At 49.8% G+C, this 25713-nt stretch carries 23 protein-coding genes; 10 read left to right on the forward strand and 13 right to left on the reverse strand.

The features are described 5' to 3' along the window. Nucleotides 1-39: 39 nt before the first annotated feature. Genes BWK47_RS00520 through BWK47_RS00530 form a run of 3 tightly spaced genes read right to left on the reverse strand, consistent with a single transcriptional unit; the run spans nucleotide 40 to nucleotide 4203 of the window. Complete coding sequence (locus tag BWK47_RS00520; protein ID WP_162327157.1) at nucleotides 40-867, reverse strand: hypothetical protein; 828 nt, start codon at nucleotides 865-867, stop codon at nucleotides 40-42. Nucleotides 868-917: 50 nt separating this feature from the next. Beyond that, the gene (locus BWK47_RS00525; protein WP_162327158.1) at nucleotides 918-4016 is read right to left on the reverse strand and encodes a UPF0182 family protein; all 3099 of its coding nucleotides are present in this window, start codon (nucleotides 4014-4016) and stop codon (nucleotides 918-920) included. After that, nucleotides 3952-4203, reverse strand: a complete 252-nt coding sequence (locus BWK47_RS00530; RefSeq protein ID WP_162327159.1) for a hypothetical protein — start codon at nucleotides 4201-4203, stop codon at nucleotides 3952-3954. Before BWK47_RS00530 ends, BWK47_RS00525 begins: the two co-directional genes overlap by 65 nt. Nucleotides 4204-4471: 268 nt before the next feature. Between BWK47_RS00530 and BWK47_RS00535 the strand changes: the two genes are divergently transcribed. Both BWK47_RS00535 and BWK47_RS00540 read left to right on the forward strand, forming a co-directional pair. Continuing rightward, complete coding sequence (locus tag BWK47_RS00535) at nucleotides 4472-4759, forward strand: PepSY domain-containing protein (RefSeq protein WP_010871269.1); 288 nt, start codon at nucleotides 4472-4474, stop codon at nucleotides 4757-4759. 209 nt (nucleotides 4760-4968) lie between these two features. Further along, entirely contained in the window at nucleotides 4969-5778 is an 810-nt protein-coding gene (locus tag BWK47_RS00540; RefSeq protein ID WP_162327160.1) for a prepilin peptidase, read from the forward strand. Between the two features lie 150 nt (nucleotides 5779-5928). Here the strand turns inward: BWK47_RS00540 and BWK47_RS00545 are convergent, their stop codons facing one another. From BWK47_RS00545 to purL, 4 genes are all read right to left on the reverse strand, one after another. Continuing rightward, nucleotides 5929-6474 carry an adenylate kinase family protein gene (locus BWK47_RS00545; RefSeq protein ID WP_162327161.1) on the reverse strand — a complete coding sequence of 182 codons (546 nt, stop codon included), beginning with the start codon at nucleotides 6472-6474 and terminating at the stop codon, nucleotides 5929-5931. Between the two features lie 79 nt (nucleotides 6475-6553). Next, on the reverse strand, nucleotides 6554-7381 hold the full coding sequence (gene dapB / locus BWK47_RS00550; protein ID WP_162327162.1) for a 4-hydroxy-tetrahydrodipicolinate reductase: 828 nt from the start codon (nucleotides 7379-7381) through the stop codon (nucleotides 6554-6556). An 86-nt stretch (nucleotides 7382-7467) separates the two neighbouring features. Continuing rightward, nucleotides 7468-7800 (reverse strand): thioredoxin family protein, encoded by a 333-nt coding sequence (locus BWK47_RS00555; protein WP_041425898.1) that lies wholly within the window; start codon nucleotides 7798-7800, stop codon nucleotides 7468-7470. 96 nt (nucleotides 7801-7896) lie between these two features. Further along, nucleotides 7897-10227: a phosphoribosylformylglycinamidine synthase subunit PurL gene (gene purL / locus BWK47_RS00560; RefSeq protein WP_204250440.1), complete on the reverse strand. Its 2331-nt coding sequence runs from the start codon at nucleotides 10225-10227 to the stop codon at nucleotides 7897-7899. Between the two features lie 137 nt (nucleotides 10228-10364). Between purL and BWK47_RS00565 the strand changes: the two genes are divergently transcribed. Then, nucleotides 10365-11117, forward strand: a complete 753-nt coding sequence (locus BWK47_RS00565; protein ID WP_162327163.1) for a hypothetical protein — start codon at nucleotides 10365-10367, stop codon at nucleotides 11115-11117. 5 nt (nucleotides 11118-11122) lie between these two features. On the opposite strand, the gene BWK47_RS00570 is transcribed toward BWK47_RS00565, so the two are convergent. Further along, nucleotides 11123-11686, reverse strand: coding sequence for an NUDIX hydrolase (locus BWK47_RS00570; protein ID WP_010871276.1), 564 nt, complete (start codon nucleotides 11684-11686; stop codon nucleotides 11123-11125). 31 nt (nucleotides 11687-11717) lie between these two features. Then, a complete protein-coding gene (locus tag BWK47_RS00575; protein WP_162327164.1) occupies nucleotides 11718-13280 on the reverse strand; it encodes an efflux RND transporter periplasmic adaptor subunit in 1563 nt (520 codons plus the stop codon). 268 nt (nucleotides 13281-13548) lie between these two features. Here BWK47_RS00575 and gmk point away from each other — a divergent pair, with 268 nt between their 5' ends. From gmk to BWK47_RS00590, 3 genes are all read left to right on the forward strand, one after another. Next, nucleotides 13549-14124: a guanylate kinase gene (gene gmk / locus BWK47_RS00580; RefSeq protein WP_162327165.1), complete on the forward strand. Its 576-nt coding sequence runs from the start codon at nucleotides 13549-13551 to the stop codon at nucleotides 14122-14124. Between the two features lie 78 nt (nucleotides 14125-14202). Beyond that, nucleotides 14203-15534 (forward strand): histidine phosphatase family protein, encoded by a 1332-nt coding sequence (locus BWK47_RS00585; protein WP_162327166.1) that lies wholly within the window; start codon nucleotides 14203-14205, stop codon nucleotides 15532-15534. A gap of 51 nt (nucleotides 15535-15585) precedes the next feature. Further along, the gene (locus BWK47_RS00590; RefSeq protein ID WP_162327167.1) at nucleotides 15586-16845 is read left to right on the forward strand and encodes a glycosyltransferase; all 1260 of its coding nucleotides are present in this window, start codon (nucleotides 15586-15588) and stop codon (nucleotides 16843-16845) included. A gap of 117 nt (nucleotides 16846-16962) precedes the next feature. On the opposite strand, the gene BWK47_RS00595 is transcribed toward BWK47_RS00590, so the two are convergent. The 3 genes from BWK47_RS00595 to BWK47_RS00605 form a co-directional block, all read right to left on the reverse strand. Further along, nucleotides 16963-17337 carry a sulfite exporter TauE/SafE family protein gene (locus tag BWK47_RS00595; protein ID WP_010871281.1) on the reverse strand — a complete coding sequence of 125 codons (375 nt, stop codon included), beginning with the start codon at nucleotides 17335-17337 and terminating at the stop codon, nucleotides 16963-16965. A 106-nt stretch (nucleotides 17338-17443) separates the two neighbouring features. Further along, on the reverse strand, nucleotides 17444-18088 hold the full coding sequence (locus BWK47_RS00600; RefSeq protein ID WP_162327168.1) for a HEAT repeat domain-containing protein: 645 nt from the start codon (nucleotides 18086-18088) through the stop codon (nucleotides 17444-17446). Nucleotides 18089-18244: 156 nt separating this feature from the next. Beyond that, on the reverse strand, nucleotides 18245-19939 hold the full coding sequence (locus BWK47_RS00605) for a transglutaminase domain-containing protein (RefSeq protein WP_162327169.1): 1695 nt from the start codon (nucleotides 19937-19939) through the stop codon (nucleotides 18245-18247). A 224-nt stretch (nucleotides 19940-20163) separates the two neighbouring features. Here BWK47_RS00605 and BWK47_RS00610 point away from each other — a divergent pair, with 224 nt between their 5' ends. From BWK47_RS00610 to BWK47_RS00625, 4 genes are all read left to right on the forward strand, one after another. Further along, nucleotides 20164-20838 (forward strand): hypothetical protein, encoded by a 675-nt coding sequence (locus tag BWK47_RS00610; protein WP_237269722.1) that lies wholly within the window; start codon nucleotides 20164-20166, stop codon nucleotides 20836-20838. 105 nt (nucleotides 20839-20943) lie between these two features. Further along, nucleotides 20944-21909, forward strand: coding sequence for an SPFH domain-containing protein (locus BWK47_RS00615; RefSeq protein ID WP_162327171.1), 966 nt, complete (start codon nucleotides 20944-20946; stop codon nucleotides 21907-21909). 645 nt (nucleotides 21910-22554) lie between these two features. Further along, on the forward strand, nucleotides 22555-24579 hold the full coding sequence (locus tag BWK47_RS00620) for an Rne/Rng family ribonuclease (protein WP_162327172.1): 2025 nt from the start codon (nucleotides 22555-22557) through the stop codon (nucleotides 24577-24579). An 83-nt stretch (nucleotides 24580-24662) separates the two neighbouring features. Further along, nucleotides 24663-25235, forward strand: coding sequence for a ribonuclease HII (locus tag BWK47_RS00625; protein WP_162329559.1), 573 nt, complete (start codon nucleotides 24663-24665; stop codon nucleotides 25233-25235). Nucleotides 25236-25244: 9 nt separating this feature from the next. Here the strand turns inward: BWK47_RS00625 and mutT are convergent, their stop codons facing one another. After that, nucleotides 25245-25655, reverse strand: coding sequence for an 8-oxo-dGTP diphosphatase MutT (gene mutT, locus BWK47_RS00630; protein ID WP_162327173.1), 411 nt, complete (start codon nucleotides 25653-25655; stop codon nucleotides 25245-25247). Nucleotides 25656-25713 lie beyond the last annotated feature (58 nt).

Here is a 25713-nt window from a genome sequence, read left to right on the forward strand (position 1 = left end):
GAATTTGATACACGCAATGACTAGCCCGTTTTAGTTCCATTACGGAATTCTAATACTTTGGGGTTGCTTATCCCAATCGCAGCAAGCTGCGGGGTATGCGCAACCCATTTTCAGATCAATCGTAATAATTGCCCCACTGTTATTTGTGTTAGCTTCAGGCAACCCATACTGGTAAAAAATCTTTTCTTCAACATTTTGTCTTTGTATAACTTCTTCCAATTTAAATTTCAACTGTAGTAATTCTTCTTGATCGTCAATGGTTCGCCATTGCTGGTCAGTCTGATTATCCAGATTATTTGACAAGCCAAGACTGATTTTTAGCTGTTCCAATTCATGATTGATTTCTAAATCATTAAATTTTCTATACCAGGTTAATTCTTTCAAAACTGGATCTAACTCCAGAAGAGCTTGAATATAGTATTCGTTGTATGAAATTTGCTCTTCCATGCGGGAAAAAATCTGTTCATAGGATTCCTTATGGCTATCTTTAACAAACATCTTGATCAACTGATAAACCCCCAGGGCAAAAATTCCCCCAGTCACAGCCATAGTGCCCATGCCAATGCCAAACGCCGTTCCTCCCATAGCCACTCCGACATTGCCTAGACTAGCTCCGAAACCAGCACCTAGCACCGAGCCCACAGTCGTTATTCCCAGAACCCTAACATCCCCATTTTCAATGCCTTCCAATATCGAGATGATCGCCGCTCCGGCCAAAGCTCCACTCACCACGATCACTGGGGTTCCTACAGCTATGCCCCCAAAACCACCAACCAAGCCAATATTACCCACCTGACTAGCAAATATTTGTCCGCTAGTAGCGCCCAAAACCACGAAACCTGACTGCTCCGGCAGATTAATGCCCATAGCCACTCCAAATTGAGTAAGTTGTAAAACTGACAGGAAAGTAATTACCCCTAATTCAACTCACTATTAAGATCATTAACAGTGTCATCCAGAGGACGAACAATTGCGTTTCTTCCAGTTGGATTAGGATCAAAAATTGCTTCTATGGCTTCATTTAAGCTTTCTGCCATGGCAATTTGATTACCATAAACCACCACAACCCGAGCGAGGGTGGGCAAACTATTTTTCTCAGCTTCCAGATAAATTGGTTCCACATAAAGTAAGGATTCTTCAATGGGAATTACCAGCAAATTACCCTGAATGGCCCGGGAGCCCCGGCGGTTCCAAAGACTAATCCGTTCGGAAATTACTGGATCTTGGTTCACCAAAGCTTCAATTTGCTCTGGGCCATAAACCAGTCGTTCCTTGGGTAAGGTGTAGAGCAACAATTTGCCATAATTTTGTTCATCACAGCGGGCAAAGAGTAGGGCAATCAGGTTATTGCGGGCATTAGGAGTATAAACTTGGGAAAGAACAAATTCCTCTTCTTTGGCATCAATCCCTGCCAATTTCATAATTAGGTAATAGGGGGCAATGGGTTGTTGCTCATCGGCATAGGTTTCCTGGGGAATACGCCATTGGTCTTCCCGGTTATAAAATACATCAATATCTTCCATGTGATAGGTCAACAATCGCTCCGATTGGGTACTGAACATATCCACCGGATAACGAATATGACTTTTTAAAGTAGAGGGCATGGAACTAAAAGGTAAAAACAGTTCGGGAAATATTTTCTGCCAAGCATTAATTAGCGGATCTTGCTTATCAATAGTGAAAAAACGCACATCACCATTGTAGGCATCCACTAAAATTTTGACTGAATTACGAATGTAATTGAAATTACGCCCCGGTTGGTTAGCATCTCCTTCCCCCGGATCGGAATAGGGATAGGAATTGCTGGTGGTATAGGCATCGATCAGCCAATAAAGAGTGGAATGTTCTTCCCCTTTTACTTTGGCTGTCACCAGGTAAGGATCGCGGTCAAAACGCAAAAAGGGAGCAATGTGGCGGATGCGATGGTTAATATTGCGGCGAAATAAAACTCTGGTATCAGGCTTAAAGTTCTCAGTGAATAGCATTTGCCAATCCCGCAAATAAACGGCAAATAATAATTTTCTGATGGGAGAATTTAAAAAAATGCCACCCCGCCCGTCATAAAAGTTGTAAACATTGGCCTCTCCACTGGGAAAATCCAGTTCAGGAATGGCGGTGTTGGTCATGATGTAGTTATCAGTGATTTCACCAAAATAAATGCGGGGTTTACCGATGGGAATACTGGTGCGGATCAGCTCGCTGGAGGTGCGCAGAGCGCCTGCGTTTTCGTCAGTGCCAATGTCTTTGACAAAGTAATAGGGCAATCCGCCTTGGTCCACTAGGTTAACGGGGGAAAGGGTGAAGCCGTAGCCGTGGGTATAGACTAGATGTTTGTTCACCCAGGTTTGGGCCTTTTCTGGTACAGCGGTGTAGTCCAATTCCCTGGGGGCAATGAGGGTTTGTTGTTTGGCGGTGCTAATGGTTTGCGTGTCGTCTTTTTGCACCCGGATAGTGTAGCGGTCTAGGTCAGCATCAGAGAACTTATAGTAAAGGCGAATTTGTTGTAGTTGTCGATTAGTTTTCAGTAGGGGAATGGGATCCCAGAGGCGAATGTTATTTAGGGTGAGTCGGTTTCTCTCTAGGCTAGCGGGGGTGAGTTGGCCACGGCCGGTGAGGGTAGCTGGCTGAATGATTTGTAGGTTAAAAGCCTCTCTAGTGGCGGCGATGTTGCGGGCGAGATAGGGTCTTTCCCTGGTGAGTTGATTGGGTTGCACTACTAACAGTTCGATCGCCCAACCCCCCAAATTTTGCAGAAGCAGAATTAACAAGTAAACAGCCACTGGCAACCAGAGGCCAATTATGGGTAACTGTCCCCGCCGCTGGGGAGCACCTGTTCCTTTTGCCCCAGGCCAACCCTTAACGCTTAACCACCCCAACCAAATGGCGATCGCCATGCTGAAAATCGCCAGCCCAGTTTCTACGGGTAAACGCCAATGAATGTCGGTGTAGTTGGCCCCATAGACTACGCCATGGTTAGCAAACAAATAATCGTAACGCTTTAACCAATGTTCCACCCCTAGGGTGAGAGCCACTGCGGCTCCCAGAGCACTTATATGTCTCAATTGGGCTGCAGAAAAACCGGGAAATCGTCCCTCCGATAAACTATCAGCGGATTTGAGAATAATTAGAGTTACCCCTAACAAACTGAAGAGGAATAAACCCCGCCACCAACTTTCGAGTAATTGCCAGAGGGGAATCTGGAAAATATAAAAGCTAATATCGTGGTGAAATTGGGGGTCGATGGTATTGAAGGGCTGACTATTAAAAGAAAGTAACAGTCGAAACCAGTTACCAGATAGCAGCAGTCCCCAAACTCCACTCAAAATAAAGACCAAGCCCGGTAATAGTCTGGGGCCTCGCAGCACACCGATGAGGGCTAGCATACCCGCCAAAGCCGTTGCCCCCAACTGGCTACCCATACCACTGAAATTGGTAAACAAAAAATGAAGCCGAAAGGGTTGGGGCACCGCTGGGGTGATATTGGGCAAAGTATAATCCGGAGTCCACACCTGAATAGTGATGAAAACGTAATACATCACCAGGGATATCAGAATCAGTTGTAGGACAATAATCAGGGGCAGTAGAACGGGTAGTTGCAGGGGACGGGAATGGGCTTTGGGGCCCACCGGGGGAGCGGGCATGGGCAAGTAACGGGAACCGATCGCCACGGGCACTGGTGCATAAACAGCTTGGGCAGCGGACAGGCTTTTCAGTTGGGTCTCCTCTTGGATCAGGCGATTAGTGACTTTAACCTGGAAGACAATAAAGCCCCAGGAAATAAAGCCTGTAATCAGAGCAATGCTCCCTTGCCAGCGCACCCGCTTCCAAAAGACGGACTGGAAGCTTAACTCCTGGAACCAGAGATTTTCCACATAGATGCGGGCAATGACTTCCAAACCCACCAAAGCAATGGCCAGAACGATCGCCCCCTTGACCCACCCTTTCATGGCCCTAACTCCCTTGTTTAGTGGTGAACCATTGGGAAAGTTTTTTGATTCCCCAACTGCTGACAGCACCCAAAATCAGAATACTAATGGCGGGATTGAATAGGGGCAACCAAAGTTTTTGCCAGATTTGATAGCCCAAAGGAATACCAGTGGATTCCCCCACCACAGCGATGGCAAACCAGAAAAAGCCCAGCAGCACCAGGAATACATCGGCAATCAAAATACGATCCAGCCAGGTTAGTAATAAAGTTTTCATACAATTTGCACACAATCCAGATACTCAGGTCGGGGACTGATTTCTGCTCAGCGGTGGGGTCCCCCATTGATACCTATGCCAGGTACTTGTTTCCCATCTTAATCCTTTGGTGGATGACCTCTGTTAACCAATCGTTTGTCCCCAACCATGGCCCAGGGCAGTGGGCGATCGCCAAGCTGTTAACCCCCGGTTCGGTAAATGGACAATAACGCTCTAAGTTGAAAAAACTAATGTCTTGCTCAAACTTTCCTTGGAGAAACTAACCACAATGGATACCATCAAACAAATTAGCTATTTTCTGGCCGGTGTGGTACTGATGGAAATGACCCTCACAGCGGCGATCGCCAGGGCCGATGACCGGGATGTGACGGCCCAGGAAAGACAGAGAATTGTCCAAGCCCTCAATGCCCTGGGCTGTAGTTCCTTTGACGATGCAGAGTACGAAATCGACAAAAGACGGTTTGAAATTGACGACGCGATTTGTGCCGATGGGCGGAAATATGAAATTTATCTAGATGCTAACTATCAGCTGATCAAGAAGGAATTAGAGGACTAACCGCAGTCAATAAGGATAAAATTGGGCTTTTCAAAAGGAAAACGGACTACATTTGTCTTAGAACCTGTTCGTCAAGTCCTATTGCACTCCTTAAATTTAAATTTTCCAATGCCGGGGGACTTTAAGTTTTTTCCCGTCGTCGAAATTAGGGGGAAAAGGGCTTGGCAAACACCACCTTAAACCCTTGACATTCCTTCGCCGAGACCAGCATGGATCCCCTGATTGCCCCCCTTGCTTTCCTACTTGCCATTGCTCTGGGCTGTGCCGTGGGTAGTTTTCTCAACGTGGTGGCCTATCGTTTACCAGAAGGTTTATCCCTGGTACATCCCCCTTCCCGTTGTCCTCACTGTGGCCACCGACTGGGCCCGAAGGAGAATGTGCCAGTGGTGGGTTGGCTTTGGCTACGGGGTAAATGCCGTTGGTGCCAAGCTGCCATTTCTCCCCGCTATCCCTTGGTGGAGGCTGCGACGGGATTGTTATTTGCCCTGACCTGTTGGCGTTTTGGTTGGCAGTGGCAAACCTTCGGCTACTGGATATTAATTAGTTTTTTAATCGCCCTAACTTTAATTGACTGGGACACCATGACCCTGCCCAATAGTTTGACTAAACCGGGATTGGTGCTTGGGCTGTTATTTCATTTACTACTGGGTTGGCAACGTGGCCATTGGATTGTCCCCTTGGTGGAGGCGATCGCCTCGGCGGTATTGGGGCTATGGTTGTTCGATTTGATCCGCATGGGAGGAAGTCTGTTGCTCGGTAGGGAAGGCATGGGGGACGGGGATCCCAAATTGGCAGCCATGGTAGGGGCTTGGTTGGGCTGGCCGTCATTACTGTTGACCACCTTCATTGCCTGTTTCATCGGTTCTATCTATGGGGGTTTGAAGTTACTGTTGGGCACATTGCAACGGCGACAGGGTTTTCCCTTTGGCCCCTTTTTGGCGATCGGTGCCCTCATCAGTCTCTTTTGGGGTGAAAAATTGATCACTAGTTACTTAAATTTTGTGACCCCACAATTTTGAGTATTTTGCTGCCCTTGTTATTTTTTCGCAAAGATTGGTAAAAAGTTCTGATCTGCCAAGTTGGGCGAAACAAGATGCCAATATCCCCGGTATTGTTAGAGCTTTAGCCAAAAGATTTAGAGGATAAACAAATACACTGGAAACCGGCTCCTAAAGCCGAGCCAAAATTAGCTTTGTAACTTGATCAACTGCTAGGTGTGCATCCACTGTGAGTAGGTTTTGCTTCGCAGCGTAGTATTCCAATAGGGGAACGGTGTACTCATGAAACTTGCCAATGCGAGTGGTGATGGCTTCAGGATGATCGTCAAACAAAGAACGGTTGAGGGAACGTTCCACCATCGTGGCTTCATCAATTTTCAGGTACAGGGCCCAATCCAGGGGCTGCCCCAGATCTTCGAGTAAAAAGTCCAGTTCTTCTGCTTGGAAAGCGGTGCGAGGATAACCTTCCAAAATCCAACCCTGACCCCCATCTTCCTGCACCAACCTCTGTTGAATAAATTCGATCATCATCGGATCTGGCAACAGATCCCCTCTTTCCACATAGGGTTTAGCCTTGATTCCCAGGGGAGTGGCGTTGGCAATGGCCTCCCGCAGAATACCCCCCATGGAAATCACTGGCAACTTAAGTTCTTGGCTGAGGTTATGGGACTGGGTGCTTTTCCCTGACCCCGGGCCACCGAGCATAACTAATCGCATAGTTAATAGTTAAAGGTTGAGTTTTTGCTGGACTTTATCGATCAATTTTTGATTGAGTGTTAATTTTTACCCTGAGCGACTATAGTAGTTTTTCCAGACCGTAAACTAAGCCCTTCAGTTCTACCACTTTACGAATGCCTAAAAGTACCCCCGGCATATAACAGGCCCGGTCGGTGGTGTCGTGGCGGATGGTATAAAGTTGCCCTGGGGAACCAAATAGGACTTCTTGATGGGCGATTAGCCCCGGTAAACGAATGCTGTGGATGGGAATTTGCCCTGGCCCTAGTCCTCCCTTAGCTCCCGCAATGGTTTCCTTTTCTTCTACGGCCGGTGGGTTAAATGTTTTGCCCATTTCCGCTAACATTTGGGCGGTTTTAATGGCAGTGCCGCTAGGGGCGTCGGCTTTCTGGTTATGGTGTAATTCGATAATTTCCACGTGGTCAAAGTATTGGCAGGCTTGCACAGCAGCTTGTTGCATTAACAGAACTCCAATGGCGAAGTTAGGGGCAATCAGGCAACCCGTACTGGCTTTTTCAGCAAAATCCCCTAGGTCTTGGATTTGTTGCTCACTCAATCCGGTGGTACCCACCACTGGCCGCACCCCATAGGCGATCGCCGAACGAACATTGTCATAAACGCCGCTGGGATGGGTGAAGTCCACCATTACCCCTTGAATTTTTTCCTGGGTGGCCAACACCAACACACTCTGGAGATCAGCTAAGACAGGAACTTCCAGTGGGCCAATGCCCACCACTTCGCCAATGTCTTGACCTTGGAGACTGGGATTATGATCCACTGCTCCCACCAATTGGAGATCGGGGGCCTGGGCTACGGCTTTAATCACTTCCCGACCCATTTTTCCAGCCGCACCGTTCACTACCACAGGAATTAAATCTTGATTAGCCATAATTGCCCCAGCTTTATCCGAATTGCTCAACTGATTAATCTCTCCATTGTTGGGCAACCGTTAACCCAGGGCAAGCACTGGATGGTTCAGGGAGAGAAAAGGGAAACTGCTATTTGCTCCCGGATGCGATGGAGATCTTCCCTAACCCGAAAATCCTCTAGCCGTTGAATCACCTGACCACGGTTAAAGAGAATCAGAGTGGGGAGATTTTTTAAGCGGTAGGCGTTGGCCAAATGCAGGTTGACATCAGCATTAACCTCCACACATACAAGTTGCTCTTGCCATTCGCCATGGAGATGGTTGAGCAGGGGTTTAACAAAGTGACATAGTCCGCACCAGGGAGCGCCAAAGTAAACCAAGATCGGTTTTGGACATTGAAGAACGAGGTTATCAAAGTTGTCTTCGTTAACGGCTAGCATGGGCATGTTTCTAGCGGACTGATCCCTTGTTGTCCATGCTACAACCATTTTCGACCCCAAAGGGAGGACTGATCCCAACTGATCCCCTTGGTTTTGCTAGCCCAGACGACGGGCGATCGCCGTTTGCCAAGGTTCTGTCAGAGCGGAAACTGGTAAATCAATCAGAGCGTTATTTTGGGCATCGATAAAAGTCAAGTTGCCCTGTGCTGTACCCACTACTCCCAATTTTTGCCAGGGTAAGGACTGACCAGCTAAATAATTTTCCCAGGCAGGCTGATGTTCCGGTGCCACCGCTACCACAATGCGACTGGCGGATTCCCCAAACAGCAAGTTATCCAATCTTTGCTCGGAATCAGGTAGATTAATTTCCGCTCCCAACTGACTGGCGATCGCCATTTCTGCCAGGGCTACGGATAAACCCCCTTCCGCACAGTCATGGGCCGCGTTCACCCAACCTTGGGCAATGCCATGGCGACAGGCTTTTTGCACTGCTTTTTCCAAATCGAAATCTACCTGGGGCGGCTGACCAGCAACGGTGTGATGGATAACAGCTAAATATTCCGATCCCCCGAGGTTATTGCCGTCATTACTACCCAGTAAGTAAATGCCATTCCCCGAATTGCGCCAACCTTGGCCAACAACTTTATTAATGTTTTCGACCCGTCCCACCATGCCAATAACCGGCGTGGGATAAATGGGTTGAGGTTTACCGTTGGAATCCAACGTTTCGTTATAAAGGCTAACATTGCCCCCCGTCACTGGGGTGTTTAACTGCCGACACCCCTCCGCAATGCCTTCACAGGCCAGGGCCAGTTGCCAATAGCCCACCGGATTTTCGGGGCTACCAAAGTTTAAATTGTCCGTTACGGCCAGGGGTTCTGCTCCTATACAACTGAGATTGCGGGCCGCTTCTGCCACTGCGGCCTTGGCTCCTTCCAGGGGATTGAGATAAACATACCTGGCATTACAATCTGTGGTGGCCGCCACCCCAGTCACACATTCCTCTGGTTTGGCATCAATGGGCCGCACCCGCACCACCGCCGCATCGGCCCCACCGGGCACTATAACTGTATTGTTTTGCACTTGATGGTCGTACTGACGGTAAACCCAATGCTTGGAGGCAATGGTGGGGCTATCCAACAGGGTTAATAACACTTCATTCCAGTTTTGCTTTTGCCCTGCAATTTCAATGCCGGTGATCGCCGCTGGAGGTAAATCACTTTCCTGCCATTGCCAAGCTTTTTGGGCATAGTCTGGAGCTTGGTCTAGTAGTTGTCGATGGTAAATGGGAGTGTTATCGGCCAGGGCTGTAGCGGGAATTTCCGCCGCAATCCCTCCTTGGAAAAAGATCCGCACAATGGGATCCGCAATCACCTGCCCCGCCACCACCGCCTGTAAACCCCAACGATGGAAAATATCGATTAATTCCTGTTCCCGCCCCGGTTGGGCCACAAATAACATCCGTTCCTGGGATTCAGATAGGAGATATTCATAGGGCACCATGCCCGTTTCCCGCACTGGAATTTTATCCAAATCCAACTCAATGCCCACGCCTCCCTTGGCTGCCATTTCCGCCGTAGAACAGGTGATGCCCGCGGCTCCCATATCCTGGGCCGCCACCACTGCGCCACTTTTAAATGCTTCCAAGCAAGCTTCAATCAAGGATTTTTCTAGAAATGGATCCCCCACCTGCACCGCCGGGCGATCGTCCATGGACTGATCCGTTAACTCAGCACTGGCAAAACTAGCTCCCCCCATGCCATCCCGCCCCGTGGTGGAACCAACATATAAAACTGGATTGCCTATCCCAGAAGCTCCAGCTTTGACAATTTCTTCCGTTTCCATCAAACCTAAGGCCATGGCGTTGACTAGGGGATTACCGGAGTAAGCCGGATCAAAATAGATTTCCCCGCCCACAGTGGGCACACCAACACAATTACCGTAATGACTGATCCCATCCACTACCCCGGTGAAAATACGCCGATTTCTGGCATCATCCAAATTACCGAACCGTAGGGAATTCAAAATGGCGATCGGCCTCGCTCCCATGGTGAAAATATCCCGCAGAATGCCCCCCACTCCGGTGGCGGCTCCCTGGAATGGCTCCACTGCGGAAGGATGGTTATGGGATTCGATTTTAAACGCCAATCTCAGGCCATCTCCCAAATCTACGACCCCGGCATTTTCCCCAGGCCCCACTAAAATGCGTTCTCCTTCGGTGGGAAAGTTACTCAGTAGGGGACGGGAATTTTTATAACAGCAATGTTCTGACCACATGACACCGAACATTCCCAGTTCAGCTTTGTTGGGATGGCGGCCGAGCCGTTGCACAATATCTTCGTATTCTTCGGGTTTGATACCTTCGGCAGCGATTTCGGCGGGAGTAAAGGGGGCGGTCATGGCAAGGAGGGTAAAAGGGTCAGGCATTCCAGGCTCATTTTATCTGACATTGCCTAAAAACAATCCGGTTAGATAGTTCAAGGTAGAATGTGCCTAGTGTCCACCGGGTTTGAAATCTGAGCCCCAACCCAGAATACCTTTTTTAAAACTGACTTTGATCATCCATGGCCGATTCTGCGCTACAACCTCGTCAGCATCCCATTTCTCCCCCCAGTCACCCCAAACAGTTCCGGGCGATCGGGGTGGTATATGGACGCTACTATGCCAGCGAGGAATCCAGTCAACGGGGAATATTGGTGACGGAAACCGGTGACATTGTGGAGTCAGTATTATTAGGAAAAACTTTCAGTTTGTTTAAGCGCCATGTCAACTTGGAAGATCCCCATTTTTGGGTGGTTTATCCCCGACTAAGGGATAAGGATGATCACCTTCATTTTCAGTTAGCGGGATTATGGGAACCGGAAAATCTTGGCCCGGGGCTCACTTCAGCTTCTGAGCCGGCTTCGGACAATTTACCTAGTTTGAAAGTAGATCATCCCTATTTTTCCATTCGGGGGGAAGTGGTGTTTGTGTCCCAGGCTAGGGAAAATATTGTGGTGAAAATTCGCCAATCCCCCAAGCCCCCCAGCAAACGACCCTTATTTTTTAAGGTAAAAATTAGTGGAGTTTTAAAAGACGCGGAAGGAGAGATTTGTCGCCGTCCCCTCCGGCGTTTTTGGGATATTGAAACGACGCTGCAAGGCAATGAATTAGTGTTGGAAAAAGCGACTGATCTGGGGCAGATACAACGGCGGCCTAGCCCAGGCAAACCTGCCATCAAGTCAGCACCCAAACCAAAAACTAGTATGCCCAAGCCTGTCAAAAAAAACACCACGACTCCGTCAAAATCATCCCCCGCCAAACGTCGTTTGTTTTAGTTTCTTTAAAGCAAATGGCGCATCCAGAAGTAACTGGCAATGGACTTTGCGTCGATCATTTCCCCTTTGGCGATCGCCGTTTCAAACTGGTCGAATGTCATTAACGCCACTTCAATGTCTTCGTCTTCATCCTGGGCAGGCGGATTGGGTAATTTTTCCAGATCCGTGGCTAGATAGGCATAAATAATTTCATCGGAGTAGCCTGGGGCCAGGGGAAATTGACCAATGGTTTGCCAGGTATGCCCCCGGTAACCAGCTTCCTCTTCCAATTCCCGTTTAACGGTTTCTGCTGGATTCTCCCCCACTTCTACGGTGCCCGCCGGAAACTCCAACAGCCGCCCCGCCAATGCAAAACGATATTGCCGCACTAGCACCAACTGACCTTCGCTGGTAATGGGCACCACTAGGGCTCCCCCTGGGTGCTGTATCAGTTCCCAGTCCCCCACCACCCCATTGGGCAATTGCCTACGACTGACATCAAAGTTAAATTTACGTCCCCGGTAAAAAAGTTTTTGCTGGAGCACCGGAGCAATTTCCAGAGGATGAGGGGATGAATCTGGGGCAATCATACTAGACAAAAAAGAGAGAGCTAAATAAATTTTAGGGGGTTGGGTTGGCTGAGCCTTCTGTCGGCGCTGGCTGGATGGGGGTCCCGTCTTGCACCCTCAATAATCCCGCCGTGATAACCCTGTCTCCCGGTTCTAACCCGGACAAAATTTGGTAGTTACTGCCCTGGATACTGCCCAGGTTAACGGACTTTTGTTGGGCCACCAGGGCTGCTTCTCCGGTTTGCTCATTTTCCTTGTCCTGGACAACGTAGACAAAGCTTTCCCCTCCAATGCGGGTGACGGCCACGGTGGGAACCACTAGCCCTGTGTCTTTCTGCCAAATGATCCGGGCCTGCACCAACTGACCATTGAGTAGTTTTTGGTTTTCGTTGCTGAAAGTGGCTCTGACTAATACACTTTGACCATCGTTGTCCACATCGGGGGAGACAAAACTAATTTGTCCCCTGGCGATCGCCTTTTCTTGGCCATCGAGGATTTCTACAACTAGACCGGGGCGTAACCGAGGCGCTTGGGCAAGGGGCACCGCTAAATTGAGATCTAACTGCTGGTTTTCAGTCAAATTGGTTAAATCATCGTTAGCTTGGACGTAATCTCCCAACTTTACGGGAATGTAGCCCACTACCCCAGCAAAAGGGGCGGTAATTTCTGATTTATCGAGGCGGGCCTGGAGAGTTTTCACACTGGCTAGGGCTTGCCCCACCCGGGCTCGGGCCTGGGCAATGGTTTCGGGTCGTTCCCCAGCTTGTAAACGGTTTAAATTTTGCCGTTGGGCATCCACTTCCGCCGTTAATCTTTCCACGTCAGAGCTACGGGCTTGTCTTAGTTGTTGTAACCGTCGTTGGGCCGCTTCCACATCGGCGATCGCCTGCCGTTCTTCCTTCAACTGTTGGTCATAGGCATCGAGGGAAATCACCCCTTGGTCCCGCAGATTACGAAACCGCCGCACCCGCTCACTGGCCAATTCCGCCGCCGCTTTGACGGAATCTAATTGAGCTTGGGCCTGGGCAATTTCCTCGGGACTGGCCCCCCCCTGGGCATTGGCTAAACGGGTTTGAGCTTGACGTAACTGGGCCGCCGCCGCCGCAACATCTTCCTGACGACTGCCCGCCTCCAACTCCGCCAATTGGGCCCTGGCCGCCGCTAGATTAGCCTGAGCTTCCAGCAACTGAGTTTGTAGAACATCGTTGTCAATACGAAATAAAACCTGCCCCTGTTCTACCCGTTGCCCTTCCCTAACTAAAATTTCCTCGACCCGCCCATCAATTTCTGAATCAATTTCCATCCCCTTGGGTGCTTCCAACGTTCCCATCAACGTGGTGAAATCCCTCACCTCAGTGGGCTCTAACACTTGCCATTTCACTGGTGCTGGTGGCATTTGACCCATCATGGCCCCTCCGGGAGGGCCGCCGGAACGGGACTGAAACCACCAGTAGCCACCACCACCTAGCAACAGTAAGGCTCCCACCACTAGCCAGAGTCGTTTGCCTGGTTTGGAGGCTTGGGGAATGGGTTGAAAGGACAAATTCTGTTTACCAATACTTTGTTCCTTTTCCGATTCCGAAGAAGTTTCGTGCAGTACGGGGGGCTCAGTCATGGGTAAGGGGAGACTAAATGGGCTAATCTTTAAGAAAAGTTTACACGGATGTAAATTCCTAGGGTAACGGATCTTTTCCCCGGAGCGCTTCGTTCCTAGGGAGTATTTGAGGATTTTAAGGTTGTGCTTACTAAAAAGTCGAGCCAAACTGAACTTCCACCCAGTATTGCCCAGCTATATTGCTATCTAGCCACTGTTTTTGCATCCCAATCCCTTCCAGCGTTATTCATAATCATTCACTTTTACTATTAAGTAATTGTTAAGCTCCATGGCTCCAGACCAAACCGCGGTAAAAGGACAATTAATCGTGCTAACGGGCCCCAGTGGTGTGGGTAAGGGGACTTTAGTGCAACTGCTGTTGGAGAGCCAACCCCATTGGTTTTTGTCCATTTCCGCCACTACCCGATCGCCAAGGGCCGGGGAAGTAGACGGGCAATCCTACTATTTTTTAACCAAGGAAGAGTTTCAAACTTGGATTGGGGAGGAAAAACTGTTGGAATGGGCCGAGTATGCCGGTAACTATTACGGCACTCCCCGGCAACCAGTGGAAGAACAGATTGCCCAGGGCAAAACCGTGTTGCTGGAAATTGAAGTGCTTGGGGCCAGGCAAATTAAACAGACTTTTCCCTCTGCCCGACGGATTTTTATTTTGCCCCCCTCTGTGGAGGTGTTAGAAGAAAGGTTACGGGGCCGGGGTTCGGACAGTGAAACGGCGATCGCCAAACGTTTAGCCCAGGCCCAGCAAGAATTACAGGCGGCGGCGGAATTTGATTACCAAGTGGTGAACGATGATCTAGACCAGGCATTGCATCGCCTAGTGGAGCTAATTGGGGAGGAGGAGTAGCCCCGGGATTAAAATACGGCCACTGCCACCCCAACCCTGTAAAATTGGTCTGATTTTATCGTTCAGGAGGCAGGGGGATTGGCTACTCGCGTCATCATTGTTCGCCACGGGCAGAGCACCTATAATGCAGAAAAACGCATTCAAGGTCGCAGTGACTTATCGGTGCTCACCGACAAAGGTAAAGCCGATGCCCAAAAGGTGGGGCAAACCCTTAACTCCCTGGCGATCAACAAAATCTATTGCAGTCCCCTACGCCGGGCCAAGGAAACAGCCCAAATTATCCAAGCCAGTTTTGCCCAGCTACCGGAGTTGATTCCCAGCGAAAATTTGTTGGAGGTCAATCTGCCCCTTTGGGAAAAAATGACCAAAGACGATGTGGCCCGTCAATATCCCGAAGAATACCGCCTCTGGCATGAAGCACCGGATCAATTATCTATGACAGTGGATGGGGCGGAGTATTACCCCGTTGCCGCCCTCTACGCCCAAGCCCAAAGGTTTTGGCAAGAAGTTCTAGCAGAAGCGGAAGGACAAACCCTGCTCATTGTGGCCCACAATGGCATCAACCGTTGTTTGTTAATGAGTGCCATTGGCATGCCCGCTTCCCATTACCAACGCCTGCAACAGTCCAACTGCAATATTAATGTGTTGAATTTTAGTGGTGGCTGGGGCGATCCGGTGCAACTGGAATCATTGAATCAAACCGCCCATATGGGGGTACCTCTGCCACCTCCCCGCAAGGATAATAATCGTCTGCGGTTACTGCTTATCCGCCATGGGGAAACCCAATGGAATCGGGAAGGACGGTTCCAAGGTATTCGGGATATTCCCCTCAATGACAATGGTCGCCATCAAGCCCAAAAAGCGGCGGAATTCCTCAAAGATGTGCCCATTAACCTAGGCATTAGCAGTCCCATGGCTCGGCCCAAGGAAACGGCGGAGATTATTCTGCAATATCACCCAAGCGTAGAGTTGGATTTACAGCCGGAATTGGCGGAAATTTGCCATGGCCTGTGGGAAGGCAAGCTAGAAACGGAAATTGAAGCGGAATATCCCGGATTATTGCAACAGTGGAAAGATGCCCCCGCCACAGTGCAGATGCCAGAAGGGGAAAATTTACAACAGGTCTGGGACCGGGCGATCGCCTGTTGGCAGGACCGGGTAAAATTCTATAGCCAGGGGGATGGTTCCACAGTGGGCATTGTGGTGGCCCATGATGCCATCAACAAGGTGATTTTGGCTTATTTGTTGGGTCTTACTCTCGCTCACTTTTGGCAAGTTAAACAGGGTAATGGCGGGGTGAGCGTCATTGACTATCCCCAGGGTCTAGATAAGCCCCCAGTTATTCAAGCCATTAACCTAATGGGCCATTTGGGCACAGTGTTGGATAAAACTGCCGCCGGAGCCCTATAGTCCTGTCCATAGCCAATTCGCCCCCCATTTGTTCCCTAACTCTTGTTTGCTATGACTCACTTTGGTTTGCTCTGTCCAGCAACGACGGGTCATCTCAATACCATGTTGCCCTTGGGTAAGGAACTGCAACGGCGGGGTCATACTGTGACCATGTTTGGGGTGCTAGATGCCCAAGCCAAAACCCTAGCGACCGGTTTGAATTTTCAGGCGATCGCCACAACGGAATTTCCCTTGGGAGCCCAGGCAGAATTTATGGCTGAGTTGGGCAAACTCAGTGGCATTAAAGCTTTGCAATACACTGTGGCCAAAATCACCCAGAAAGCGGCAGCCTTCTTTGAGGAAGCCCCTGGGGTCATGGCCAAAGCCGGTGTGGAAGTTTTATTAGTTGATCAAGTTTCCCAAGAAGGGGGCACTATTGGCGATCGCCTGTGTATTCCCTTCATCAGTATATGTAGCGCTGTCGTGCTTAATCGAGAGCCCACCATACCGCCCTATGTCACCCCTTGGCCATACAATCCTAGCTGGTTGGGACAATTGCGGAATCGCCTTGGCTATGGACTTTTAAATCGGGCCACTAAACCTATTACAGCGTTAATTAATGACTATCGTCAGCGTTGGAATTTGCCCGCCCAATCTAGCCCCAATGACCGTTATTCCCCACTAGCACAAATTAGTCAGCAACCGGCAGCGTTTGAATTTCCTCGGGAATGTTTACCAAGCTGTTTCCATTTCACTGGCCCTTTTCACAGCAATGTGGGGCGAGATATAGCTGATTTTCCTTGGGAGCAATTGACCAATAAACCCATAATTTATGCCTCCCTTGGTACTATTCAAAATCAGTTAATGAGCACCTTTAAAATCATTGCCGAAGCCTGTATGGATTTGGATGCCCAATTGATTATTTCCCTGGGGGGAGCCAAGCTAGAATCAATGCCCGCACTACCTGGTAATCCCCTCGTTGTTAATTACGCTCCCCAACTGGAACTTCTGCAAAGAACAGCCCTTACCATTACCCACGCTGGGCTCAACACCACGTTGGAATGCCTCAATAATGCAGTGCCCATGGTGGCCATTCCCATTGCCAATGATCAACCGGGGGTAGCGGCCAGAATTGCCTGGGCTGGAGTGGGGGAATTTATTCCCTTGAGTAAATTGAATACGAACAATCTGCGGGCAGCCCTTGAAAAAGTCCTCACTGAAGATTCTTATAAAAGAAATGCTCTCGAGCTTCAACAAGCAATTAAAACTGCTGGAGGTGTTACTAAAGCGGCGGATATTATTGAGCAAGTAACAGCGGAGACCATGGGCTAAATTTTGTAGGTTTCAACATTGGGAAATCTTGTCTCTTTACAACGAAGAATTTGGTATGGGTAAGAATTTCAAGAAATATTTTAAAGTTCACCCCAGGAACATTACCGCCGTCTAAAACTATTTGCCCCAAATCATTTTCAGGGCAATGACTAACATTGCTCCCCCAAAAATCCGCCCCAGTAATTCGTTAGAAATATTGGTGGCTACCCTAGCGCCAAACAAACTACCAAGCACAAATCCCAGGCAAATTAGTACAGCCACTTTGATGTCCACGTCCCCCTTTTGGTAGTAGGTCCAGGCCGCAGCTAGACCAATGGGAGGCACCATGAGGGCGAGGGTGGTGCCCTGGGCTAAATGTTGGCTAAAACCAAAACCGAATACTAGCACTGGAACAATGATCAATCCACCGCCGATACCAATCAGGCCGCTGGCAAAGCCGGCTATTAAACCTAGAGCAATAAAACTAATAATAGTAAAAGTGTTGATGGCCATCTTTGCTGGATAGAGTAAATAGGAAATTTTCCGTTCCAGTGTATGGCTAATCTGGGTCCAGGTTTTGACAATCTATCAAAGTGACGTCTAGAGGTGCTCTAAAAGCCTAGATTGGGCCGATGTTTTCCAGGGCCCAAAGGATGCGTTCCCCCACGATCGCCTCTGGTTCTTGTTCTACAAAAGACTGGAGAAAATCCTTGAGGGGTTGGCGGTAATGCTGGGCCTGCTTGGCTAAATTTTCCAGACCGGCGATCGCCCCGTAGCGTACCACCCATTCAGGATCTTTACAAACTTGGATCAGAGTGTCGTAAATGGCTTTTTGTACTGTCTCTTGTTCTTCTTGAGGTAGGGATTGCCAACGGAGAAAACCCAGTCCCTTGGCCGCCGCCCGCCGCACACTCAGGGCAAAATCCGTCAGGGCCGCTTCCTGCAATAGGGCCAAGGCTCTCGGATCGCCAATGCCAGCACAGGCTCTGGTGGCCCAGGCCCTAGCACCATAATTGTAGCCATCCATATTGGCCAGCAAGTGGGTCATGGCCGCATCGCCGATTTGGATCAGTCCATCCACCGCTGCCACTGCGGCCCCTGGATTGTTGTAGCGCAACACAGTGGTTAATTGGGGCACTGCCAACGGCGATCGGGTAGCCGCCAAAGCCCGCACGGCCCCCACTAACTTTGCCGCCGAGTCTGCGGTTTCCACCGCTTGGATCAATCTTTCGATTTCTGGAGTTACGACGCTATTACCCTCCATGGTTTAGCCCCCGAAGCCTACGCTAATGACAGTGAACCACCTTAACATTGGTTTGACCCCAACCCCTGCACAAATACCTGGTATTGACAGGCGGTGAGCTATTCCCAGCCCTTAGCCGTGGATCGCAGACGAAGTTTCTCTCTTATCAGAGCTGAATTAATGAGCCAAATGCGCCGCCGGGTCTAATTCCTCCAGGATGGTGAACTGCACATGATTAATCGCCAACTCGCCAATGGAAACCACCTGCTTATTGACGGGAATGCCCTGACTCAATAATTGCTCAAAGGGTACATCCTTGGCGGTTTCGGCATGGTACCAAGCCAAACCCATAAAGAAACGGGTGGGGTACGGGCCACCGTCATTGGTGTCATCGGGGTTAGATTCCATGGGCAACCAACCAATGCCAGGTAAATAAAATTCAAACCAAACATGGTTGAAGTCCGGTTCCATAGGCAAATTACGCTGGAGGGGATGGGGTGGACATTTATAGCGGCCAGCGGTGCGGCAAGCAATGCCATTCAAACGAGCCAGGGCTAACAAAACTCCCACATATTCCCCACAGGAACCGACCCCCCGGCGGAGAGCTAAGTCAGGGGTATCAATATGAGGTTTTATGCCGTAGGAAAGGCGATCGTAGACATAGTTCCGGATATTGAACATTTGGCGGAGGACGTTGGTTTCCCGACCGATCGCCTCGGCGGCGGCCCGGATAATAATGTCAGTTTCCATGCTGAGGTTGTCGTTATCCACCAGGTAACGGTCGGCAAAACCCTCAGGTAAGGCGGGAAGATGCTCACAATCACTGGGTTTCAGGCGATATTTAATGCCCCATACTTCCATTTCCACCCGCCAGCCAAACACGGCCCGACTATCTAAATCAAGCTGGTCAAACTCAAACACCGCCACCTTTTGACCGTTGACATCATCAATACGGCTAAAGGGTAAACCCACCGATTCAATTTTGCGAATTCTTTGGCGGGGGGTGGCCGCCGGTAGAGCCATGCGCCATTCCACTTGTTTTAAATCAACGGGGTCCAGGGGGGCCAGCTCCTCAACGTAACGCATCTCCACCAGGTAACCGTTGGAAAAGGCACAGCACTGGTGGGGGTCGTTATAGAAATAGAGGGGATGGATGAAGGTGGTCTCCCGATACATCAACTCATGGTTGGGATCGGCGTTAGGATTGTCCCGGACGTAGGGTTCCTGTTGTACGTAGGCCACATAGAGGGTCGCTTTCCCTACGGCTTGATCATCATAAAAAGCTAGGCCGGTGGGGTTTTCAAAGGGGGTAATCAGGCTAAAGTTAATTTCCCCAGTGGCCCGGTCGAGGCAATAGACACTCTGTTCAGCACTGTCACAGACCCACAGTTCTTCCCCCCGCACGGTAATGTTTTCCACCCCAATGCCGGGACTGTAAAAAGTCGCCACTAGCTTGCGGGTATCCCGGCCATAGACCCAGATGTAGCCCCGCTTATGGCAGGTGATGTACACAGTGCTTTCCCAGATGGCCACCCCATTAACTGGGTCATCAAACCAAGCAAATACCTCGGGCTTGAGGTCTGGCCCTTCCAGATTACAGGTGTAAACATACTGCCCCGAACTAAACCATAACTGCCCGTCGGCGATCGCCAGGCCGGTGGCCCCGATGAATTCCTGCCAGTACTGGCCATTGAGCAACTTAGTGTTGTTGGTGTAGGGATCGATTTCCAACAGATAACCATTTTTGCTGTCCACAGCCAACAGATGCTCTCCGTCGAAGACAATGCCATGGATGGAAACAGCGGCCACGGGACGAATGGTTTTTCCCACAAAAGTAGATGAATCGGGCACAGAATCGACAACCATAGACACTAGATGGCAGGACAGTTTAGGCAATTCTACAGCTTAACAAAGGGACCGGTGGAGCAGATGCTCATCACGAACGTTCCCCTGCTACTGTCGCTAGAGGTCGTGCTACCATGCCGTTAGAATGGAAAGGAAGGCAACAAAAACCACTGTTAAACTGTCCTTCTGTCCTGGGAAAGTGCTTCTGTGTGGGCACAATGTTGAGAGAAATTGCCAAAAGGATTGAGACAATGGCTAATAGGATAGGTTCACTAAGTTTGGGTTTACTCACCACCTTAGTAGGGGGACAGGCCCTGGTGCCAGTGGTGACAGCGTCCCCTTTGACGCCCCCCCCGGCGATCGCCCAGAATGGAGTTTCCCCTTTGACGGTGGACGTTTTAAAAAACCTGAGCTACACCATTCCCGACCAAGGTACATATTCCCTTAACAATGGCGTGTTCGCTGGGGGAACTTTTAGCCTTAATCTGATCAAGCCCATTGCCCTTGGGGACGTGGACCAAGACGGTGCCCAGGACGCGGCGGTGATTTTACGCTGGGGCAGTGCGGTGGGCCCGGAGGAATTGATTTACCTCGCCGTGGTGACCGATGGCCCCGACGGACAGATTGCTAACCCCATCACCTATTTCCTCGGCGATCGAGTGCGGGTGCAAAGTTTAGTGGTTAAAAATGGACAAATCCGTCTCAACATCTTGAAGCACCAGCCGGGAGATCCCCAATGTTGCCCCAGTGCCCTGGTTTCGGAGGCGTATCAGTTGAACAGTGGAGAAGGGACCCTCGCGCCTATCACCCTCAATGAACAGCAACGCCAAGAAATTCACATTCAGGATTTACCAAGCCAGGCCCTTCCGGGGGACCAAGACGAGCCATTCCAACCCCCCCTGGATCAATTCCAAATTCAACTCTAGCTTTCCCATCTAGGGAAATTACCTATTCGTTACCGCTCTTTTACTGAATTTATTGTTGGTTTTACTAAACATTGACCTTTTTCCCAGTCACAGCGGAGCTAAACCATGGAAGCCTTTTTTCTCTTCTTTCTCGTCTTCTTCGGATCGGCGATCGGTACATCCGTCAAAATTGTTAACGAAAAAAATGAATGCCTAGTGGAACGCCTAGGAAGTTATAACAAAAAACTTACCCCAGGGCTGAATTTTACGGTTCCTATTTTGGATCGGGTCGTTTTTAAGCAAACCACCAGGGAAAAAGTCATCGACATTCCCCCCCAATCCTGTATTACCAAAGACAACGTGGCCATCACCGCCGATGCTGTGGTCTATTGGCGCATTATCGATATGGAGAAAGCCTATTACAAGGTGGAAAATTTACAGTCCGCCATGGTGAACTTGGTGTTGACCCAAATCCGCTCTGAAATTGGCAAGCTTGAGTTGGACCAAACCTTCACTGCCCGGACGGAAATTAATGAATTACTACTGCGGGAACTGGATATTTCCACCGACCCTTGGGGAGTGAAGGTTACTAGGGTGGAATTACGGGACATTATGCCTTCTAAAGCAGTGTTGGATTCCATGGAACTGCAAATGACTGCAGAGAGAAAAAAACGGGCGGCTATTCTCACTTCCGAAGGTCAACGGGATTCTGCCATCAACTCCGCCCAGGGGGATGCCCAAGCTCGGGTGTTAGAAGCGGAGGCTAAGAAAAAAGCGGCTATCCTCAATGCAGAAGCGGAACAACAGAAAAAAGTGTTGGAAGCTAAGGCTACAGCGGAGGCCCTCAGTATCCTTACGGAAAAATTGAGTTCTGATAACCATGCTCGGGAAGCGTTGCAATTCCTTTTGGCCCAGCAATATCTCAATATGGGCACCGCCATTGGTAGTAGTGACAGTAGCAAAGTGATGTTCCTTGATCCCCGTAACATTCTTTCCACCCTGGAAGGAGTACGGTCCATTGTGGGGGATGGGGCCCTAGATGAAGGATTAGAGGCGGCTTTGAATAAGGTAGACCGCCATCGGGCAGTTTAGGCAGTTAGCTTGGGGGCTGGGCTTTCTTGCTAAAGGCTACCATTTCAGGTTATATTCAGTTTAAATTCCTTGGGTATTAGGTTTATTTTTTGACAATGCCCGGGATATTTTGGGGGGACTCCAACCCCTCAGGCTTGACGTCCAATGGAATCATTGACGTTGATCCAGGGATAACCAGCAAAAGTTATGCCCCTGTAGTGAATCGCCGTAAGCAGCCCCCGATTCTTCTTTTCTAATCGTTACCGGTTGTCGTTCTTGCGGTGAAGAAAAACAGATAGTTTTTTCCGTCTTAAACTGCCTCCAATACTCTTGCCTATCTATCTCCCCCGTCCGTGCGATGGGCGGCTGTCCCCTGGGAGTTTCCCTGGGAATATCTACGGCTTTCTCCAGCAAGCTGACTGTAACCCCTGTCCCCCAAAGGTCCCTGTTCACCCCCAATCGGGAAGCTGGGGTGGCAAAAAACGGTCACAACTATAGCAACTGAGATGACGGGAATAGTTCACTGGGCCAGAGGGTAGGTTGACCCTAGAGAGGAAAATATTCAGTTTACCCAATGTCCAACATTACAACATTTTTCTGTAGGCCACCTTGCCCCTGTCCACACCACTGGGACCGCCTTGGGATGGCCTTTTGAGGAATATATTTATGCCAAAACAAATTGTCATTGCTGAAAAACATCAGGTTGCTGCTGTTTTTTGGAAGGATCAAATTCAAGAATTGGTGGTGTCCACGGGCAGCCAACAGGTGGGAGATATTTATTTAGGCTTAGTTGACAATATTCTGCCCAGCATTGACGCCGCTTTTATTAACATTGGGGACACCGAAAAAAATGGCTTTATCCACGTCAGTGACCTCGGCCCAGTTAGATTAAGGCGCACCGCCGGTTCCATTTCTGAACTTTTATCTCCCCAACAAAGAGTGTTGGTGCAGGTGATGAAGGAACCCACCGGCAATAAAGGCCCCCGCCTAACTGGAAACATCAGTATGCCGGGGCGTTATATGGTGTTGATGCCCTATGGCCGGGGAGTGAATCTTTCCCGTCGGATTAACCGGGAAGAGGAACGCAGTCGTTTGAGGGCTTTGGCTGTGTTGATCAAGCCACCGGGCATGGGACTGCTAGTGCGGACGGAAGCGGAAGATGTGCCGGAAGATGCGATTATCGAAGATTTGGAAAATCTGCAAAAACAATGGGAATTGGTGCAACAACAGGCCATGACCCGTAGTGCCCCCATGCTTCTGGACCGGGATGATGATTTCATCAAGCGAGTGCTGCGGGATATGTACTCCAGCGAAGTGAATCGCATTGTGGTGGATACCCCGGCGGGGATGAAACGGATTAAACAACAGTTGATGAACTGGGATCAAGGTCGTTTGCCGGAGGGAGTTTTAATTGATTGTCACCGGGAATCCCTCAGTATTCTGGAGTATTTCCGGGTCAATGCCACTATCCGGGAAGCCCTTAAACCCAGGGTGGATCTGCCTTCGGGGGGTTATATAATCATTGAGCCGACGGAAGCTTTGACGGTAATTGACGTTAACTCTGGTTCCTTTACCCATTCGGCCAATTCTCGGGAAACGGTGCTCTGGACTAACTATGAAGCGGCAACGGAAATTGCGCGCCAGTTAAAACTGAGAAATATTGGCGGGGTGATCATTATCGATTTCATTGATATGGATTCCCATAAGGACCAGTTGCAACTTTTGGAGCATTTTAACCGTTGCTTGGAAACGGATAAGGCCAGGCCCCAGATCGCCCAGTTGACGGAGTTGGGACTAGTGGAGTTGACCCGTAAGCGCCAGGGACAAAATTTGTATGAACTATTTGGACAGCCTTGTCCTGAGTGTGGTGGTTTAGGACATTTGGTGGAACTCCCTGGCGAGAAGGGTTTTGTTTCCCTGTCCCCCACAGCGGTCAACAGTAGCATTCCCCCCCGGTTGGTGGAAAAACCGATTCTCTCTCCCCCCGTTGCCAAGGTCAATGACCTGCCCAAGAAGGAAGAAGCAAAAATATCTAGCCCCCTGGACTTACTTTTCCATCCTAATTATCAAGAGCAGGGCGATCGGGATAGTAACCGTCGTCGTCGTCGCCGTCGAGGCTCGGAGTTTTCTGAAAAGGAAAATATTAAATCTGTGGGAATTTCCCGTAGTAAGGGTCCCAGCCCCAGCCCCACTAAGGAGAAAGTGACGGGCACTGCTCCTCCCCGCCGTGAACGGCCTTCCCGTCGAGTGGAAAAAACCTTGGTTCCGGTCGATGTCGCCATGACAACGTTGGAGCAAGATATTTATGCTCGTATGGGAATTTCTCCCCTAATCAAAACGGAGTACGCTGATCAAGACCCCCGCTCCTTTATGGTTTCGGTGGTTACGGCGGGAGCGGCCTTGGAGGGAAACACTAATGGTAGTGGCAGTCTGGTTAATGCTGTTATTACAACGGTGGACAATGGAGACAACGGGGATAACGTCCCCATTGATGGGTTGACAATTGTATCTGAGGTCACAGCCCCAACCCCGGTTATTGAGCAACCAAGGGAGGAAACGGTTGAGCCGGAACAGGTTGTCTTACCCCAACTTGATGATGAAACTCCAGCCTCTCCGGTGGCAGAGGAGTCTGCTCCCATAGAAACAAAAAAACGTCCTGGCAGAAGACGGCGGCGTTCTTCAGCGGAGTAGGTATTAGCTTGATTCACCCCTCCAGTGATTACAATGATCGCCAATGGTGGCAAGAAAGCCAAGGATTAGGTGGCGATCGCCTGGTGGCGGGGGTGGATGAAGTGGGGCGAGGCGCTTTATTCGGGCCAGTGGTGGCGGCGGCGGTGCTAGTGCCCATCGAAGCCATTAACCAATTGCAGGCCTTGGGGGTAAAGGATAGTAAACAGCTTTCTCCCCAACGTCGTTCCCAGTTAGCCCAGGCACTGCCCGATTATGTCCATAGCTATGGCATTAGCTTTGCCGATGTGCCCACCATTAACCAGGTTAATATTCGTCAAGCCAGTCTGTTGGCCATGGAAAGGGCGGTGCAAAAATTGCCTGTTATGCCGGCCTGGGTGTTGGTGGACGGGCGGGATACTTTACCCCACATTGCCATGGCCCAAATGGCCGTTACGGGGGGGGATAGAAAATCTTTACTAATTAGTGCTGCCAGCATTTTGGCTAAGGTGTGGCGGGATACTTTAATTACCCGTTTAGCAGAACGCTTTCCTGGCTACGACCTGGCCAGCAATAAGGGTTATGGTACGGCCAAACATTGTCAAGGATTAAGGCAGTATGGTGCGACTGCTCTACACCGACCGCTTTTTTGCCGCAAAATTATTGAAAACCCAGATTGAGTAGCCCGGTCAACTGAGAAACTTTTGGCGTAGGGCATGAATAATTTCCCCATTAGCTTTGGGGAAACGGTACTCCCCCAAATCGGCGATCGCCACCCAGCGGATTTCTTCACAGGCAATGGTTTGGGGCTGCCCCGAGAGATATTGACAGAGATGGACGTAGAGAGTTAGGCGCACCTGGGGATAACTATGGTCAATGGTGATCAGAGATTCCCCCACCGCCACTTCAATGGCAATTTCCTCCCGCACTTCTCGGACAATACATTCAGCCGCCGTTTCCCCCGGCTCTAGTTTGCCCCCAGGAAATTCCCATAGCCCCCCAAAGGAACCTCCCACCGGACGGCGATCGATCAATACTTCACCTTGGTCATTAATAATTACCGCTACGCCAATTTGTTTATGCTTGCTGGGAAAAGTCATAGAATTTGCCAGAAATTTACAAAATGAGCAAAAAATCCCCCAAGATATCGAATCTTAG

Origin of the sequence: Synechocystis sp. CACIAM 05 (genome assembly GCF_010222815.1) — a bacterium.
Taxonomy (GTDB): domain Bacteria; phylum Cyanobacteriota; class Cyanobacteriia; order Cyanobacteriales; family Microcystaceae; genus Synechocystis.

What these genes read in the sequence shown, in the direction of transcription:
- gmk (WP_162327165.1), top strand. Translation starts at nt 13,549, where the DNA reads ATGGCTCCAGACCAAACCGCGGTAAAAGGACAATTAATCGTGCTAACG.
- BWK47_RS00530 (WP_162327159.1), bottom strand. Translation starts at nt 4,203, where the DNA reads ATGAAAACTTTATTACTAACCTGGCTGGATCGTATTTTGATTGCCGAT.
- BWK47_RS00555 (WP_041425898.1), bottom strand. Translation starts at nt 7,800, where the DNA reads ATGCTAGCCGTTAACGAAGACAACTTTGATAACCTCGTTCTTCAATGT.
- BWK47_RS00615 (WP_162327171.1), top strand. Translation starts at nt 20,944, where the DNA reads ATGGAAGCCTTTTTTCTCTTCTTTCTCGTCTTCTTCGGATCGGCGATC.
- mutT (WP_162327173.1), bottom strand. Translation starts at nt 25,655, where the DNA reads ATGACTTTTCCCAGCAAGCATAAACAAATTGGCGTAGCGGTAATTATT.
- BWK47_RS00570 (WP_010871276.1), bottom strand. Translation starts at nt 11,686, where the DNA reads ATGATTGCCCCAGATTCATCCCCTCATCCTCTGGAAATTGCTCCGGTG.
- purL (WP_204250440.1), bottom strand. Translation starts at nt 10,227, where the DNA reads ATGCCTGACCCTTTTACCCTCCTTGCCATGACCGCCCCCTTTACTCCC.
- BWK47_RS00590 (WP_162327167.1), top strand. Translation starts at nt 15,586, where the DNA reads ATGACTCACTTTGGTTTGCTCTGTCCAGCAACGACGGGTCATCTCAAT.
- dapB (WP_162327162.1), bottom strand. Translation starts at nt 7,381, where the DNA reads ATGGCTAATCAAGATTTAATTCCTGTGGTAGTGAACGGTGCGGCTGGA.
- BWK47_RS00540 (WP_162327160.1), top strand. Translation starts at nt 4,969, where the DNA reads ATGGATCCCCTGATTGCCCCCCTTGCTTTCCTACTTGCCATTGCTCTG.
- BWK47_RS00600 (WP_162327168.1), bottom strand. Translation starts at nt 18,088, where the DNA reads ATGGAGGGTAATAGCGTCGTAACTCCAGAAATCGAAAGATTGATCCAA.
- BWK47_RS00620 (WP_162327172.1), top strand. Translation starts at nt 22,555, where the DNA reads ATGCCAAAACAAATTGTCATTGCTGAAAAACATCAGGTTGCTGCTGTT.
- BWK47_RS00535 (WP_010871269.1), top strand. Translation starts at nt 4,472, where the DNA reads ATGGATACCATCAAACAAATTAGCTATTTTCTGGCCGGTGTGGTACTG.
- BWK47_RS00545 (WP_162327161.1), bottom strand. Translation starts at nt 6,474, where the DNA reads ATGCGATTAGTTATGCTCGGTGGCCCGGGGTCAGGGAAAAGCACCCAG.
- BWK47_RS00595 (WP_010871281.1), bottom strand. Translation starts at nt 17,337, where the DNA reads ATGGCCATCAACACTTTTACTATTATTAGTTTTATTGCTCTAGGTTTA.
- BWK47_RS00520 (WP_162327157.1), bottom strand. Translation starts at nt 867, where the DNA reads ATGGGCATTAATCTGCCGGAGCAGTCAGGTTTCGTGGTTTTGGGCGCT.
- BWK47_RS00575 (WP_162327164.1), bottom strand. Translation starts at nt 13,280, where the DNA reads ATGACTGAGCCCCCCGTACTGCACGAAACTTCTTCGGAATCGGAAAAG.
- BWK47_RS00565 (WP_162327163.1), top strand. Translation starts at nt 10,365, where the DNA reads ATGGCCGATTCTGCGCTACAACCTCGTCAGCATCCCATTTCTCCCCCC.
- BWK47_RS00610 (WP_237269722.1), top strand. Translation starts at nt 20,164, where the DNA reads ATGGCTAATAGGATAGGTTCACTAAGTTTGGGTTTACTCACCACCTTA.